The organism is Dokdonia sp. PRO95, assembly GCF_000355805.1.
Classification (GTDB): domain Bacteria; phylum Bacteroidota; class Bacteroidia; order Flavobacteriales; family Flavobacteriaceae; genus Dokdonia.
The window spans coordinates 1,033,821-1,049,673 of record NZ_CM001837.1 but is presented as its reverse complement, the minus strand read 5'-3'; the positions used below and the strand labels follow the sequence as shown (position 1 = coordinate 1,049,673).

Annotated in this window: 17 protein-coding genes and 1 tRNA gene; 10 read left to right on the top strand and 8 right to left on the bottom strand. The window is 38.4% G+C overall.

Features of this window, described 5'->3' with window-relative positions; genetic code table 11:
- Positions 1 to 12: 12 nt before the first annotated feature.
- The 3 genes from D017_RS04550 to D017_RS04540 form a co-directional block, all read right to left on the bottom strand.
- Entirely contained in the window at positions 13 to 1,638 is a 1,626-nt protein-coding gene (locus D017_RS04550) for an ATP-dependent DNA ligase (RefSeq protein ID WP_035334922.1), read from the bottom strand.
- On the bottom strand, positions 1,635 to 2,663 hold the full coding sequence (locus tag D017_RS04545; RefSeq protein WP_035337983.1) for a ligase-associated DNA damage response exonuclease: 1,029 nt from the start codon (positions 2,661 to 2,663) through the stop codon (positions 1,635 to 1,637). Before D017_RS04545 ends, D017_RS04550 begins: the two co-directional genes overlap by 4 nt.
- Before the next feature lie 125 nt (positions 2,664 to 2,788).
- On the bottom strand, positions 2,789 to 3,100 hold the full coding sequence (locus D017_RS04540) for a hypothetical protein (protein WP_035334921.1): 312 nt from the start codon (positions 3,098 to 3,100) through the stop codon (positions 2,789 to 2,791).
- 207 nt (positions 3,101 to 3,307) lie between these two features.
- Between D017_RS04540 and D017_RS04535 the strand changes: the two genes are divergently transcribed.
- Positions 3,308 to 3,694 carry a DUF2721 domain-containing protein gene (locus D017_RS04535; protein WP_035334920.1) on the top strand — a complete coding sequence of 129 codons (387 nt, stop codon included), beginning with the start codon at positions 3,308 to 3,310 and terminating at the stop codon, positions 3,692 to 3,694.
- A 34-nt stretch (positions 3,695 to 3,728) separates the two neighbouring features.
- Here the strand turns inward: D017_RS04535 and D017_RS04530 are convergent.
- Positions 3,729 to 3,809: transfer RNA gene (locus D017_RS04530), tRNA-Leu, on the bottom strand.
- Positions 3,810 to 3,956: 147 nt separating this feature from the next.
- On the opposite strand from D017_RS04530, the gene D017_RS04525 reads away from it, so the two are divergent.
- From D017_RS04525 to D017_RS04505, 5 genes are all read left to right on the top strand, one after another.
- Positions 3,957 to 4,898, top strand: coding sequence for a ribose-phosphate pyrophosphokinase (locus D017_RS04525; protein WP_035334919.1), 942 nt, complete (start codon positions 3,957 to 3,959; stop codon positions 4,896 to 4,898).
- A gap of 26 nt (positions 4,899 to 4,924) precedes the next feature.
- Complete coding sequence (locus tag D017_RS04520) at positions 4,925 to 5,560, top strand: 50S ribosomal protein L25/general stress protein Ctc (RefSeq protein ID WP_035334918.1); 636 nt, start codon at positions 4,925 to 4,927, stop codon at positions 5,558 to 5,560.
- 138 nt (positions 5,561 to 5,698) lie between these two features.
- Positions 5,699 to 6,328, top strand: a complete 630-nt coding sequence (gene pth / locus D017_RS04515) for an aminoacyl-tRNA hydrolase (protein ID WP_035337981.1) — start codon at positions 5,699 to 5,701, stop codon at positions 6,326 to 6,328.
- Positions 6,329 to 6,330: 2 nt separating this feature from the next.
- The gene (locus D017_RS04510; protein ID WP_035334917.1) at positions 6,331 to 7,260 is read left to right on the top strand and encodes a bifunctional riboflavin kinase/FAD synthetase; all 930 of its coding nucleotides are present in this window, start codon (positions 6,331 to 6,333) and stop codon (positions 7,258 to 7,260) included.
- A gap of 9 nt (positions 7,261 to 7,269) precedes the next feature.
- Entirely contained in the window at positions 7,270 to 8,694 is a 1,425-nt protein-coding gene (locus D017_RS04505) for an HTTM domain-containing protein (RefSeq protein WP_035334916.1), read from the top strand.
- 132 nt (positions 8,695 to 8,826) lie between these two features.
- Here D017_RS04505 and D017_RS04500 read toward each other — a convergent pair whose 3' ends face one another.
- The 4 genes from D017_RS04500 to D017_RS04485 form a co-directional block, all read right to left on the bottom strand.
- On the bottom strand, positions 8,827 to 9,591 hold the full coding sequence (locus tag D017_RS04500; RefSeq protein WP_035334915.1) for a PoNe immunity protein domain-containing protein: 765 nt from the start codon (positions 9,589 to 9,591) through the stop codon (positions 8,827 to 8,829).
- Between the two features lie 12 nt (positions 9,592 to 9,603).
- Complete coding sequence (locus tag D017_RS04495; RefSeq protein WP_035334914.1) at positions 9,604 to 9,819, bottom strand: hypothetical protein; 216 nt, start codon at positions 9,817 to 9,819, stop codon at positions 9,604 to 9,606.
- 93 nt (positions 9,820 to 9,912) lie between these two features.
- Complete coding sequence (locus tag D017_RS04490) at positions 9,913 to 10,323, bottom strand: hypothetical protein (RefSeq protein WP_035334913.1); 411 nt, start codon at positions 10,321 to 10,323, stop codon at positions 9,913 to 9,915.
- Between the two features lie 168 nt (positions 10,324 to 10,491).
- Positions 10,492 to 11,082 (bottom strand): hypothetical protein, encoded by a 591-nt coding sequence (locus D017_RS04485; protein WP_035334912.1) that lies wholly within the window; start codon positions 11,080 to 11,082, stop codon positions 10,492 to 10,494.
- A gap of 356 nt (positions 11,083 to 11,438) precedes the next feature.
- Between D017_RS04485 and serS the strand changes: the two genes are divergently transcribed.
- The 4 genes from serS to rsmA all read left to right on the top strand — a co-directional run bounded on the left by serS (position 11,439) and on the right by rsmA (position 15,811).
- Entirely contained in the window at positions 11,439 to 12,710 is a 1,272-nt protein-coding gene (serS, locus tag D017_RS04480) for a serine--tRNA ligase (protein WP_035334911.1), read from the top strand.
- Positions 12,711 to 12,780: 70 nt separating this feature from the next.
- A complete protein-coding gene (locus D017_RS04475) occupies positions 12,781 to 14,574 on the top strand; it encodes a tetratricopeptide repeat protein (RefSeq protein ID WP_035334910.1) in 1,794 nt (597 codons plus the stop codon).
- Between the two features lie 12 nt (positions 14,575 to 14,586).
- The gene (locus D017_RS04470; RefSeq protein ID WP_035334908.1) at positions 14,587 to 14,895 is read left to right on the top strand and encodes a DUF4286 family protein; all 309 of its coding nucleotides are present in this window, start codon (positions 14,587 to 14,589) and stop codon (positions 14,893 to 14,895) included.
- Between the two features lie 49 nt (positions 14,896 to 14,944).
- A complete protein-coding gene (rsmA, locus tag D017_RS04465) occupies positions 14,945 to 15,811 on the top strand; it encodes a 16S rRNA (adenine(1518)-N(6)/adenine(1519)-N(6))-dimethyltransferase RsmA (RefSeq protein ID WP_035334906.1) in 867 nt (288 codons plus the stop codon).
- The last annotated feature ends 42 nt before the right edge of the window (positions 15,812 to 15,853 follow it).

Here is a 15,853-nt window from a genome sequence, read left to right as displayed (position 1 = left end):
TTTCTTGCACCATTATTTTGTGGGCGGGAGAGATTCCTTCGCTGCGCTCGGAATCATCCCTTTCAAATCCTCTAGTGTATTTGCATCTTCTATCTTCTTGTCGTGTCGCCAGCGTAGCATTCTTGGAAAGCGCGTGGCAATACCACTTTTATGTCTTTTGGATAACGCTATTCCTTCAAAGGCAATTTCAAACACGTGATGAGGTGTTACAGATCGTACAGGTCCAAAACGCTCTAGCGTGTTTTTTTTAATCCAGTTATCTACTTTTCTAAACTCGGCATCTGTTAGTCCTGAGTAAGCTTTTGCAAAAGTAACGAGCTCGGTTTTATCTTCATTCCATAACCCAAAGGTGTAATCTGTAAATAAATTACTTCGTCTACCGTGACCACGCATTGCATAGGTGAGCACAGCATCAATGGTGAGCGGATCTACTTTCCATTTCCACCAGTCGCCTTTTTTTCTACCTACCCGATAGGGGCTGTCTTTGCGCTTAATCATTAATCCTTCAGAGCGCATCTCTCTACTGCGGTCTCTTTCTTGTGCCATCGCTTCCCAACTATCAAACTCCATTGTTTTAGAAATGCCTATAGGCAGCCCTTTATCTGTGATATTGCGATATAACGATTCGAGTATTGTTCTCCTTTTCGCGAAAGCAATCTCACGCAAGTCTTTACCTTCCCATTCTAAAATGTCATAAGCCTTGATAATCACAGGCACTTCTTTGAGCATTTTTTTGCTCACCGTCTTACGTCCTATACGCGCTTGTAAGTCGTTAAATGTGCCAATCTGACCATTGTAAAAAGGCAGTAACTCACCGTCTATGACGGTTCCGTCTGGTATATGTTCTTTGAGAATCTCAAGTTCTGGGTACTTATCTGTCACTAGCTCTTCACCGCGGCTCCAGATAAAAATCTCGCCATTACGAAAGATGGTTTGTGAGCGTATACCATCCCATTTATGTTCGGCAAGAAAGTCTGTCACATCACCCAGCGCCGAAGGCTCATCTTCAACTGCATAGGCAAGGTAAAATGGATACGGCCTTGAAAACTCTTGACTTGCATCTTCTTCGATAACCAGATCGTGAAAGGTGACCGTCTGCGGTTTCCAGTCTCCCATAAGTTTATAAGCTAGTACGTCTTCTTCTATGTCTGTTGCTTGTGATAATGCACGCGTCATTAACTTTTGACTCACGCCTATTCTAAATCCTCCGGTAATAAGCTTTGTAAATACAAAACGTTCATAATAGTTGAGATTTGCCCAGTTATCAAAGAGGTATTCCTTTTTCTCTTCATCCGTTTTTCGCTTAAGCGAAATCATCTCTTCCAGAAACTGAGTAAGCGACTTCTCTGAAGATGCTGTTGCTGCGGGAACCACAAGTGCAATCGTTTCTGCAAGGTCACCCACGATGTGATAGCTCTCTTCAAATAGCCATAAGGGAATATTTGATAGTTCGCTCGCCCACTCCCTTAGTAAGGTTGTGTTTACAGGTCGTGGAGGACGGCGGTGCGATAAGATGGCAATCGTCCAGACCTTATCTTTATCTGGCGCTTCTTTAAAATAATGCGCAAGTGCCTTAACCTTTTCGTTAGTCTTATTTGTGGAATCTAGTGTTTTTATGAGTGCTGCAAAAAGTTTCATACGCTAGTTTCCTCCTCCTCTTTTTTTGCATCTCCTTCTGCTAGTTCGCCCTCATATTGCGTTTCTTCTGTACGCGCATCATAACCCAGACCACGCAAATAGCGCGAGAAAATATCTGTATAGCCGTGTGTACAGATAATTTTTTCTGCTCCCGTAGCTTCTATACTTTGTAGTAAGCTAGGCCAGTCACAGTGATCGCTCAGCACAAAGCCTTTGTCAATAGCTCTGCGTCTTCTTGCTCCTCTAAAGGCCATCCAGCCGCTTGCACTTGCAGTTACGTATGGCACCATCTTGCGTATCCACGTACTGCCGTGAGTGGCTGGTGGTGCTAGGACGATACTTCCTTTAAAATCTTCCTTTTTAGTATCTCTAGTGATTAATTCTGTTGCCGGCATATCGATCATAGGGCGCAGAACTTCGGTCATTTTTTCGATAGCGCCGTGCGTGAGTATCTTGCCTATACTCGGGTCAAGGTGTTTCAATAGCCGTTGTGCTTTACCTAAGCTGTAAGCAAAAAGTACAGAGCACTTTCCGTCGGCTTTGTTTTGCGCCCACCAAGTATTTATGTCGTGCATTACTTGGGCTTGTGGAGTCCACTTGAAGGCTGGGAGTCCAAAGGTACATTCGGTAATGAAAGTGTCGCATTTTACGGGTTCGTAGGGTTGGGAGATACCATCTACTTCAGTCTTATAATCTCCTGTAAATACCCACACTTCGCCCTTGTGTTCTACACGTATCTGACTAGACCCAGGAATGTGACCAGCAGGATGAAAGGTGAATTTTACATTGTTGATGTTTACGCTTTCGCGAAAGCGTACCCCAGAAACATTAATATCTCCTAGACGATGTGAGATGATAGGCACATTGCTCTCGTGGGTGATGTACTGTTTATGTCCCCACCGACTATGGTCTGCGTGGCCGTGCGTGATGAGGGCTTTATCTACAGGTTTCCACGGGTCTAGATAGACCTTTGCGGGCGGGCAATAGATGCCCTTATCTGTAAATTCTAGAAGTGGTTTTTTCAAGCTGTTTTTCTTTTTCATCTTAAAGATACGGGTCGACATACCTTTACATTAGGGTTTTAGGAAAACTTTAGGGCATAAAAAAGCCTCTTTATTGCAAGAGGCTTTTATGAATTTAAGATCAATTATTATTCGATTACTTCTAAATGAAGGATAATTCCATCACTTGAGCTGTCTTTAGATTTGTCTACGGTTTTATAGTGAACTAAATATTCTAGACCTACATTATCATTCTTTGTAAGTAGCTTACCATTGATACTTGTAGTAGCATCAATTTCTAAAATTTTAGGTTCATTGTCGCCATCTGTAAAGAAGAAATATCCTCCCTCGTAAGCGTCAAATGTAAGATGCTCTGTAAATGCTTCTTTAGAATTCTCTGTTGTCGTAAAAGGGCTCATTCCTAATAAAACAGTGCTGAATAATATAAGTATGGTCTTCATAATATCGATGGTTTAGTTAGCTTCGGTAAGCTAACATAGTCGCTTACTGAGTATAAATATAGCGCTAGTCTTAGCCTATCGATTTTTAATTAACCATTGTTTGTGAGAGAATGTTAAGGGTTTTAAAAATTGTAATAATCCTCTTGTCAACTAATTATAGGGTATATGTTTAAAGTTCTAAGCTGTAATTTTGAAAAAAGAAAAAAGATGAACCTATCCTTAAGTATTCCCGCATTACTGTTTCCGGCAATATCACTTACGATGTTAGCCTATAATGCCCGTTATCTTGCAATTGCAGGTTTGATACGTAGTTTGCATGCTTCTTATCAAGAAACGCATGCCGAAGGAGTAGGACTGCAGGTTAAGAAACTGAGAAAGCGACTCACTATTATTAAAAACATGCAAGCAGTAGCGATTGTAAGTTTTCTACTAGCGGTCATTACGATGTTCTTAATTTATATAGAAGAGGCATTTTATGCAAAAATCGTTTTTGGGGTTAGTCTATTTGCATTAATGCTCTCGCTTGTACTTTCCTTAATAGAAGTACAGCTTTCTACAAAGGCACTTTCTATACAGCTGCGAGATATGGAATAAAAAAAGCCTCAATCGTTACAGATTGAGGCTTTTGTACCTAGGATGGGAATCGAACCCACACTTCAAAGAAACTCGAGTTTGAGTCGAGCGCGTCTACCAATTCCGCCACCTAGGCTTTTTGGAAGTGCAAAATTAAAGAATAATTTAATTTACAGCGTATAAAACATCATTTATTGTACTGCTCTACTCATTTTTAATTCCTATTTTTGCACCTCCTTAGAGGGAAAAGAATTGTAATTAAACCATATAACTGTCACAACAGATGACCGCTACCGTACCGCAACCGAAGATATTTGCTTGTCAAAACAGCAAACCACTGGCCGAAAAAATCGCAAAAGCCTTCGGGCAGCCGCTGGGTAACGTCATAACATCGACATATAGTGATGGAGAATTTCAACCTTCTTTTGAGGAGTCTGTACGTGGATCACGTGTATTTATTATAGGAAGCACCATGCCATCATCAGATAATATGATGGAAATGTTATTGATGCTAGATGCTGCAAAGCGTGCTAGTGCAAGACACATAACGGCAGTGATACCTTATTTTGGATGGGCGCGACAAGACCGTAAGGATAAACCTAGAGTGCCTATTGCTGCAAAGCTTATGGCAAGCCTACTAGAAACAGCAGGTGCTACGCGTATTATCACTATGGACTTGCACGCAGATCAAATACAAGGATTTTTTGAGAAGCCAGTAGATCATTTATTTGCGTCTACTATATTCTTACCTTATTTAAAGGAACTAGGATTAGAAAATCTTACGATTGCTTCTCCAGATATGGGAGGTAGTAAAAGAGCCTATGCGTATAGTAAGGCGATGGAGAGTGATGTCGTTATATGTTTTAAGCAACGAGCAAAGGCAAATGTAATCTCACATATGGAACTTATAGGTAGTGTTGAAGGACAACACGTAGTACTTGTAGATGATATGGTAGATACTGCAGGAACTTTAACAAAGGCTGCAGATTTGATGATAGAAAAGGGTGCGCTTAGTGTACGAGCGATCTGTACCCATGCAATTTTAAGTGGTAACGCTTACGATAAGATAGAAAACAGTAAACTTTCGGAATTGATTGTAACAGATTCAATTCCTAAAGAACACAAAAGTGACAAAGTAAGGGTATTAACCTGCGCACCACTTTTTGCAGATGTTATGCACCGTGTTAATAGTAACACGAGTATTTCATCGAAGTTTATTATGTAATATTTTTTTAACTATAATTATTTAATATGAAATCAGTTTCGATCCACGGATCTAAAAGAGAAAGCGTAGGCAAGAAAGCTACAAAGGCCTTACGTAATGCTGGACTGGTACCTTGCGTTGTATACGGAGGGGACACGCCATTGCATTTTAGCGCACCAGAACTTGCGTTCAAAGAATTGGTATACACTCCAGACGCGCACACAGTAGAAATCGAATTAGACGGTGTAACCGTAAAGGCGATTCTTCAAGATATCCAGTTCCACCCGGTAACTGATCGTATTTTACACATAGACTTCTACCAGATTTTTGATGGTAAAGAAGTAACAATGAATATCCCAGTACACTTTACAGGTAACTCTCGTGGAGTAATGAATGGTGGTGTTTTACGTAAAACAAACCGTGTATTACGTGTGAAAGCACTTCCTAAAGATCTTCCAGATTACTTAGTTGCAGATATCACAAACCTGAAAATAGGTAACAAGTTATACATAGGAGCTTTACCACAAGAAAACTTAACACTTATGCACCCTGATAACACAGTAGTGTGTCAAGTTAGAACTTCTCGTACAGCTATCCTTGATGATGACGATGATGAAGAAGAAACTGAAGCAGGAGATGTTCCTTCTACACAAACAGATGATGCCGCTGCAGCAGCAGAGTAATCAATCCGTTATATTTAATACAAAAGCATCTCGTTCTTCGAGATGCTTTTTTTATTTTTATACGATAGTAATAAGCGGTGTCTTTAACGTAATCAATGAAGGATAACCATAAATTACATTCTAACAAAATAGCATATGATGCGCTCTTTTTTCGGTAGATTATTTAGAAAAGTAACGACAGAAGAGGAAGTAATAGACCCCATGAAAAAATTTCTCATCGTTGGTTTAGGAAACATAGGTCCTAAGTACACAGAAACTAGGCATAATATAGGATTTAAGGTGGTAGACGCTTTCGCGAAAGCGCAAGAAACCACTTTTGAAACTGAAAAACTAGGTGACATCGCGCGCACCAAAGTAAAAGGTAAAACCGTAATCTTATTGAAGCCCAATACCTTTATGAATTTAAGCGGTAAGGCCATACGATACTGGATGCAACAAGAGAAGATATTAGTCGAAAATCTCTTAGTTATAACAGATGATTTGAATCTAGATTTTGGAACCATAAGAGTGAAAACAAAAGGTTCTGCTGGAGGGCATAATGGACTAAAAGACACGCAAGCTCAATTGAACACATCTGTATATAACAGATTTCGTTTTGGCATAAGTGATGCTTTTTCTACGGGACGTCAAGTAGATTATGTATTAGGAGAATGGACGCCAGAGGAGCAAGCTAGTCTTCCTGAGCGCTTAGATAAGAGTTGTGAGGTAATCACTTCTTTTGTGAGTGGAGGAATTAATAATACAATGAACGCGTACAACGGCAAATAATCTTGAAAACTCACAATAGCGCACATACATTTAGCTCAGAAAAAGGAACTGTCGTTACGATAGGCACCTTTGACGGAGTACATTTAGGACATCGCCAAATTATTAATAGGCTTAACGAAAGTGCGCGAGCAAATGGCTGGGAGTCATGTGTACTTACCTTTTTTCCGCATCCTAGGATGGTGTTGCAAAAAGACACGTCGCTCAAGCTTATAAACACCATAGATGAGCGAGCGCAGTTGCTTGAAGGTCTGGGCCTGGATCACCTCGTGATTCATCCTTTTACTTTAGATTTTTCAAGGTATCACGCGGAGACATTTGTTGAAGAAATTCTTGTAAATTCTCTTAACGCAAAAAAAGTAATTATAGGTTACGATCACCGTTTTGGACGCAATCGTAATGCTAATATTGAGGACCTCAAGCGTTTTGGAGAGCAACTAGGTTTTGAGGTGGAAGAGATATCAAAGCAAGAACTAGAAGACGTCGCTGTAAGCTCAACTAAAGTGCGTAAATCACTAGAGGCAGGAGGTGTAGCGCTAGCAAATAACTATCTAGATCAAGCATTTATGCTTACGGGAACCGTTGTAAAAGGCAGAAGTCTAGGAAGAACGATAGGCTACCCTACTGCAAATCTTGATATAGCCGAAGATTATAAACTAATACCCGCACAAGGCGTTTATGTAGTGCAGTCTCGTATAAACGGAAATGTTGTTTACGGGATGATGAATATAGGCACAAACCCAACAGTAGGAGGAAGTGCGCAAACTATTGAAACCTATTTCTTTGATTTTAGTAAAGACTTATATGGACAAGAGCTAGAGATACAATTGCTAGACCGCATACGTGATGAAAAAACCTTTGGGAGTGTAGATGAGCTTGTAAAAGCGATGAAAGAGGATGAGAAGTATGCACGTGATTATATAAATAAGCTCTAATCAAATAAGATGTCACTTAATAAGCTCCTCTTTACTAGAATAGATAACAGCGCGCTCATCGTGTTTCGCGTCTTTTTCGGTTTTCTTATAACTTGTGAGGCCTGGGGAGCGCTAGCTACCGGATGGGTACGACGTATTCTCGTAACACCAGAATTTACATTCAACTTTATAGGATTTGACTTTTTACAAACATTTCCAGGACCTGGACCACAAATGTATGCATGGTTTGGTGTGATGGGAGTTTTTGGAGTGATGGTAATGCTTGGTTTAAAGTACCGTGTGGCAATTATTGGCTATGCGATTATGTGGAGTGCGGTGTATTTCATGCAAAAAACCGCTTATAATAACCACTATTATTTACTAATGCTGCTGTTATGGATTATGGCAATACTCCCCGCAAACGCTGCGTTTTCTCTTGATGCACGCTTTCGCGAAAGCGTAAGAAACATAAGTATGCCGCGCTGGGTAACTTTGTTTATCATTCTCCAACTGTGGATTGTTTATACCTACGCGTCTATTGCCAAAATATATCCAGACTGGCTAGATGCGACGGTACCAGAAATTTTAATGCGAGGTAAGAAAGATTTCTTGTTTGTGGGTGGTGTGCTTCAAAAGAACTGGACACACTGGATTATTTCTTACGTTGGAATCCTTTTTGACGGATTGATCATCCCATTATTGCTGTGGAAACGTACACGTACTTGGGCATTTTTTATCTCCATATTCTTTCACCTCTTTAACTCGTTTGTATTCCAGATTGGGATTTTTCCATACATGTCACTGGCATTTACGGTATTCTTTTTTGAGCCGAAAACCATTCATAATTTATTTCTTAAACGCTGGAAACCGTTTTACGAGCGCAGCGAAACTAGTTCTTGCAATAAAGAACTGACAACTGATTCAATCACTGGCTCACCTCAAACTTTAATTATCCCAAAATATAAAACAGCAATGCTCACTGTGTTCGCAATCTATTTTATATTCCAAATAGGCTTGCCGCTGCGACAGCATTTTATACAAGACAATGTGCTGTGGTCTGAGGAAGGGCATCGTTTGAGTTGGCGTATGATGCTCCGTTCTAAAGGTGGTACGGTTACGTTTACGGTAGAAGATAAGGCAACTGGTAAGCGAACTACACTAGACCATAAAGAGTACCTCACAAAAAACCAACAGCGCAACATCAGATCAAAACCAGATGTGATATGGCAATTTGCACAATACATAAAACAGCTCAAAAAGACAGAAGGGCAAGACATAGCGGTCTACGTAAAATGTAGAATACGTATAAACGGCCGTAAGTCACAAGAGCTTATAGATCCAGGAGTAGATCTCGCAAGTGTAGACTGGAACTGGCTCTCTCATAATCCTTGGGTGCTAGATAGTGATGGTTATCTGGATGATAAGGGGTTGTTTCCTAGTTTTGGAGATGACTAATAAAGTACTCTCCCATACAATCTAGAAATTCTTTTAAAAATCTAGATTATAGAGGAGAGTTTGAATTTTTATTATTTTTCTACTACATGAAAATCTTAAAGGTAGATTTAATAGTATTGTGGTTGCCAATGATTATAATAATTGACTTGGATAATATTTATGATCTCTAAAAGAGCTATCGTCTAGCCCTTTTATTTTTACTATTGCGGCTACTTCAAAGGCCCAGTAGCCAGTAAATGAATAATTCGGTACATCCATTGCCTTGTGAGAATTGTAGATATGACTATTTTTATAAGTCTTTAACCATTCTTTATCAAGATATACTGAAAGCTCTTTTTCGAAAATACTATTTTGCTTCATGTGTAGTATATCTTTAATTCTATTTACAGGCTTTTTAATTGCCATTTTTTGCGATATCTTCCGTTCAGGATATTTATAAGACAAGAGAAAATCGTAAAGAGCATCCTCTATTTTATCTCTATCAATGATTTTCTGAAGCATTTCAAAGGAGCTTATAGGAGCATCTAATAATACACAAAATGATAAAACCCACCGCATAACAATATAATAAGGTAGATAGTAGATAGGATGATATTTTTGTCTAGCACCATCGCCAGTAGACATGCGTGCGACGTTAGGCTTCCAGAATTTGTCTATCAAATCAGTAGTCTTGTTTAACTGTTGTTGAAGCTTTCTTTTATCTATGCAACCAGATGAATACAATGCCTGAAGAGTAGATAAAGAATATCTAGACAGACTAATTTCTAATATTCTTTTACGATGACTTGCTTCATCACTTGAAGGATTAAAATTTAATATAGATTCTTGAGTTTCAGAAAAACTTTTTTTATAATATAAAACTGCATTTTCAAAGTAATCATTGTTTATGTGCATCATCGGGTAAAAAGTTTAAGGATTAAATGTGGCATCTGCTCCAGTTTCTAAATATCCATTAGGCTTAATTTTCTTATAAATGATATTTCCTTCTGGACTTACTTTAGCAAGAACACGTGTATAATTACCATTAATTTGATTAAAAAGAGATGTGTCGCCGCCTAGCGCGTCTAATAGCCTAGGCCTACCTGTGGTATTACTTGGGATATTTGCAATCCAATCATCAATCATTTGCCTAGGCAAACCAGTATCCAGGTTTGCTTGTTGTATACTCCCCGTTCCATACTTAGTTTCTACAATAATAAACTCACCTGTTTGTTTATTTTAAATTTCTTCTGCAATCCCTATTACCTCATAGAAAATATAGTGTTCGGCATTTTTCTTCACAAAAAATAATGTCTTGCCTCTTAAAAATTTCCAAAATTCTAGCGTTTTTACGTATAAATTATCCTCTGAAATTAAAAGATTATTATCAATTAAAACATCTTTAAAATCTTGAGTATCTCGACGTATACTATTCTTTGTAGTTCCCTGAATTTCAAAAAAGAAATTTCCTTGAATTTCTGGTGTCGCCCTTAAATACAACCGATCCTTTTTATTTCCAAAATCGACGGATATTTCTTTCAAATAATCAGTATTATACTCAAAATATAAAGTATCAGATATATGTGGCTCTTGAGAGCTAGTTTCTTGGATAGAAAGAATAATGAAGAATAAGGTTATTAGATTTTTCATTTTATACTTGTTTTAAGGTTTAAACCATCTATCTGCATCGGTATCAAATTGATATACTGTTAGAGTGATTAAAAATTCAGCCATGAATATGTCTTTGCTACTTGAATCCGTTATATTTAAATATGTATTGAAAGAGCTGTAAGAATACCATAGTCGCTTAGAATTATGTTATGACATTGATATTCCTATAGATTTTTCATAAATCCATTTTGCATTTTCTTTTTTCAAAATTATAGCTTGTTCTGAGCTATCTAGAGGATTGCGAGTTAATCTAATAAAAATTATAGCTTTTGTATTATTCTTGTTAAGAAATAATTTACTCGTTTGAAGTAATATTCCTTTATTAGGGTTGTTGTATTTGAATATTTTTTGATCTAAAATTTCATTGTTTTTGATTTCAAAGTTTTTACATTTTGATGCTTGAAAAAGATCAACTAAGGATGGTTTTTCATACCTTCTTTCATTAAAATTTTTATTGATTTCTTTATTTAATTTATCAAAAAAAGGATCAATTTCAGTATTCCATACATATACTTTTAAGGGTTGTATACTATCATGGCGGGTATCTAACCTATAAGCTGCTTTACCATTTTTAAATTCTTTTGGTGTGGGAATAACATCCAATCTAATATCCACTTTAATTTTTTCTAGATACTCGCATAAAAAATTATCTGGTATGACAGTTTTTTCACTCAAATCATTACAGCTTAAATATAAAAAAAGAAAGGGTAAACAAAGTTTAATTACAAGGTGGTTCATTATTGTCATTTAATACATTAGTATATAGATTAGCTAGCTCATTAAGCTCGGAGTGATTTATGTAATTAGCACTTAAACCAAAATCATTTTGTGTATGATTAATAGTGGTAATTCTACAAAATATATCCGCGTGAATATAGTCGTGCAATAGCTCTAACAACATCTAAACCAGAAATTGAAGCTGCTAGTTACGTGTTAACCTCAAAACTACATCACCTCCCATAAACTATGTTACGGATTTCCTTTATTTGAGTAAAATTTTTATTTCTAGAGAAATAAAAAAATCTAAGCCCTCTGTAACTGTATACTTAAGAGCATTTCCTTAAATTTACCTTTTACTTTAAAACCATTCCACTATGCTACAAGTAGCACACATTAGAGAAAACAAAGAAGCTTTCGCGAAAGCGTTATCTAAAAGAAATATAGACGCCGCAACCTTACTTGATCAAGTAGTGGCGGCAGATGATCTTCGTCGTAGTTCGCAAGCGCAACTTGATGAAGTACTTGCAGATAGTAATAAGTTTTCCAAGGAAATAGGAATGCTTTTTAAAAGTGGAGAAGCTCAAAAGGCAAATATTCTCAAAGAGAAAACTGCAGGTTTAAAAGAGCAATCTAAAACCCTTCAAGAGCAATTAAACACTGCTTCTGAGGATTTACAAAACTTGCTTTACCAAATCCCAAACATCCCACATGACAGCGTGCCTGAGGGTAACAGTGATGAGGATAATGAAGAAATCTTTCGCAAGGGAGATATTCCTGTGCTTCACGATGCGGCACAGCCACATTGGGAGCTTGCAAAGAAATACGATATTATTGATTTTGAACTAGGAACTAAGATTGCTGGGGCTGGTTTTCCAGTGTATAAAGGCAAAGGAGCACGTTTACAACGTGCGCTTATCGCTTACTTTTTAGACAAAAATACAGAGGCTGGATATACAGAATACCAAGTGCCGCACCTTGTAAATGAGGCGTCAGGTTTTGGTACTGGCCAACTTCCAGATAAGGAAGGGCAAATGTATCACGTGACCGAAGACGATTTATATTTAATCCCTACGGCAGAGGTGCCAGTGACAAATATGTTCCGCGGTGATTTACGCAATCATAATGAGTTGCCTATTACATGTACTGGGTATACGCCATGTTTCCGTCGTGAGGCTGGATCTTATGGGGCACACGTACGCGGGTTAAACCGCTTGCACCAGTTTGATAAAGTTGAGATTGTACGTATAGAACGTCCAGAAGATAGTGCTGCGGCACTAGACGGGATGGTAGATCACGTAAAAACAATACTTGATGAGTTAGAATTACCATACAGAATTTTACGTCTTTGTGGTGGTGACCTTGGATTTACAGCACACCTTACTTATGATTTTGAATTATTTTCTACAGCGCAAGATCGTTGGTTAGAAATTAGTTCTGTGTCTAACTTCTTGACTTTTCAAGCAAATCGTTTAAAGCTTCGTTTTAAGGATGAAGATGGTCAGAACAAGCTTGCACATACACTTAATGGTAGCTCACTAGCGCTGCCACGCGTACTTGCAGGAATTCTTGAAAACTGCCAGACGCCAGAAGGAATCAAAATTCCTAAGGCGTTAATCCCTTATTGTGGGTTTGATATGATTAACTAATAACGCATTAACAGTGATAAGAAACGTGTCAGAGCAATTGCTATGGCACGTTTTTCGTTATCTTTAGGATATGAAGAAAAATTGGTTTTTAATACTCATCTGTGTGTTTGGTTTTTTTGCTTTCGCGAAAGCGCAAACAGAACAACTTGCTCGCAACTATGCAGACCAAGGTGAGTTTGAGAAGGCCATCATATCTTATAAACAGGCACTTCTTAAAAAACGAGGCAATCACGTACTAATTACTGGTCTTGTAAAAAGCTATCAACAGTTAGAAAAATACAAAGAAGCCGAAATTGCGCTTAACGAAAACCTTGCTGCTACTCGCGATAAAGGTTTTTATTATGTAGAGATAGGATACAACCATCAGCTACAACAACGAGATTCTATCGCTCAGGATTATTATAATCAGGTACTTGCAGGTATAGAGAGCAAGACCATGAATGCATATCGTGCTGCTCGTGCATTTCAAGAGCATAACTTGCTTACAGAAGCTGTTCAGGCCTATGAGATCGCGATGGCTAATAATCCGAGAGCAAATTATAATGTCCAACTAGCCAGACTTTATGGGGAACTAGGAGAGGTGGAGAAAATGTTTAATGCCTACTTAGACCTAATTAATAAGAGTGAAAACTATCTACAAGCCGCTCAACGTAATTTTGCCCTTTATGTGAATGATGATCCGCTTAATGAGGCTAATATTATTTTTAGAAAGACCTTATTAAAGAGATTACAAACAGAACAAAACGTACTTTATAATGAGTTGCTGAGTTGGCTTTTTATACAGCAAAAGGATTATAGAAAGGCATTTGCACAAGAAAAGGCTATTTATCGCCGTACAGAAGGAAGACATGAAGGCATCGTAAATCTAGCCGAAATTGCGATAGAAGAAAATGCTATTGAAGATGCAACAGAGATATTAGAATTTCTAAGAGATAACGTAGTTGCGGGTAGTGTTAAGCTTTATGCAGAGCAACAGTTAATACAGCTAGCGGTAAAAAAGGCGGTCACGGCCGAAGAGAAAGCACTTGTTAAAAAACGCTTTGAAGCCTTGCTAGATCAATATATTAAGAAGGAATATACCGTGCCTTTGCAAATAGACTATGCACATTTTCTTGCATTTAACATGGAGCAGCCAGATGAGGCTATTGCTTATCTTAAAAAGGGGATAAAAATCCCTCGTGATAGATTTGACCACGCTCGGCTTAAGATGGAGCTAGCAGATATTCTGGTGCTTACAGAAAAGTTTAATCAGGCGCTCATTTACTATTCTCAAATTCAGAACGAGATCCAGAATAATGTAATCTCCCAGGAAGCTAGATTTAAGGTGGCAAAGACCAGTTATTATAAAGCAGATTTTGACTGGGCAGAGTCGCAGCTCAATGTCTTGAAGGCTGGTGCAACACAACTTATTGCAAATGATGCACTAGAGCTATTACTTGTTATTAGAGATAACTCAATGGATGATAGCTTACAGACGGCACTTAAAAAATATGCTACGGCAGATTTGCTAGCCTTTCAAAATAAGTCTGAAGAGGCTATCGCATTATACGATGATATTTTGGAGAAGCACAAGGGAGAAAAGATAGAGGACGAGGCATTGCTTTCTCAAGCTAAATTGTATGAAAATAAAGAAGCTTTCGCGAAAGCAGAAAAAAACTACCTCACAATCATTGAGTATTACAGCGATGGCGTACTAGCAGATGATGCATATTATCGCCTAGCAAGATTATACGAAGGACCGCTCAATCAGCCAGAAAAGGCAAAAAATAATTACGAGCGCATCATTTTTGACCTTGCAGACAGTATCTATTATGTAGAGGCGCAGAAGCGATTTAGGAATTTGAGAGGAGATGCAATTAATTAGAAAAAATAGAAAATGCTTATATATAACGTTACCATAAACATAGAAGAATCTGTAGAAAAAGAATGGCTCGCCTGGATGCAGCAAGTGCATATACCAGAAGTGATTGCTACGGGTAAATTTGTAAAAGCACTTATGACTAGAGTGCGCACAGAAGAAGAAATGGGCGGAGTCACATACTCTGTACAATATGGGTGCCCGAGCCAGCAGCACCTTGATGCCTACTACGAGCAAGACGCAGATAGATTAAGGCTCGCGAGTAATAAGTTTGCGGGTAAATTTGTCGCTTTTAGAACAGAGCTTGAGGTAATCTCGCAGCACTAGTTTTTAGGCAAGGAAATACAAGTAACACTTACTCACTAGCTCCACTACGATGTCAAAACAACAAAAGAAGAGAAAATTTGAAAAGCCGCACGCAAACCGGGGTCATCGCGATCAAGGGGTGAAGGCAAAAAAGCACTTGGGGCAACACTTCTTAGGTGATGAGTCTGTGGCAAGAGATATAGGAGACACGCTCACATTAGAAGGCTATAAACACATCTTAGAGATAGGGCCTGGTACGGGAGTACTTACCAAGTATATTCTTGCAAAACCAGCACAACTCACAGTGATGGACCTAGATACGGAGTCTATTGACTATTTAAGAAGCTCTTTTACGCTAGAGCATAAGCTCAATGATGAGAAGTTTACCGTACTAGAAGCCGATTTTTTAAAGTACGACCTAGACACCATTTACCCTGGAGAGCCATTAGCAATTACCGGAAACTTTCCATATAACATTAGTACGCAAATAGTTTTTAAAACTATTGAGCATAAAGAGCGCATCCCAGAGTTTACGGGAATGTTTCAAAAAGAAGTTGCCGCACGCATTTGTGCAGATCACGGGAGCAAGACCTACGGCATTTTATCTGTACTGGCACAAGCATTTTATGATGCAGAATACTTATTTACGGTGCCTCCCACTGTTTTTATTCCGCCACCTAAAGTAGATAGTGGAGTTTTACGCTTAAAGCGAAAAGAAAACTTTAAAGACATAGGTTGCACAGAAGAGATGTTATTTAAGGTTGTGAAAATGGCATTTCAGCAGCGCCGAAAGACGTTGAGAAACAGTCTTAAGGGTATGGGGTTAAGTGACCACTTTCGCGAAAGCGAAATTCTCAATAAACGCCCAGAGCAAATCTCTGTACAAGGCTTTATAGAACTTACAGCAGCAATCACAAAAGATATACAAGAGCAGTAAAATCTCTAGGCATTGTAATTACTCTGCGCAAGGGGTTTTCCT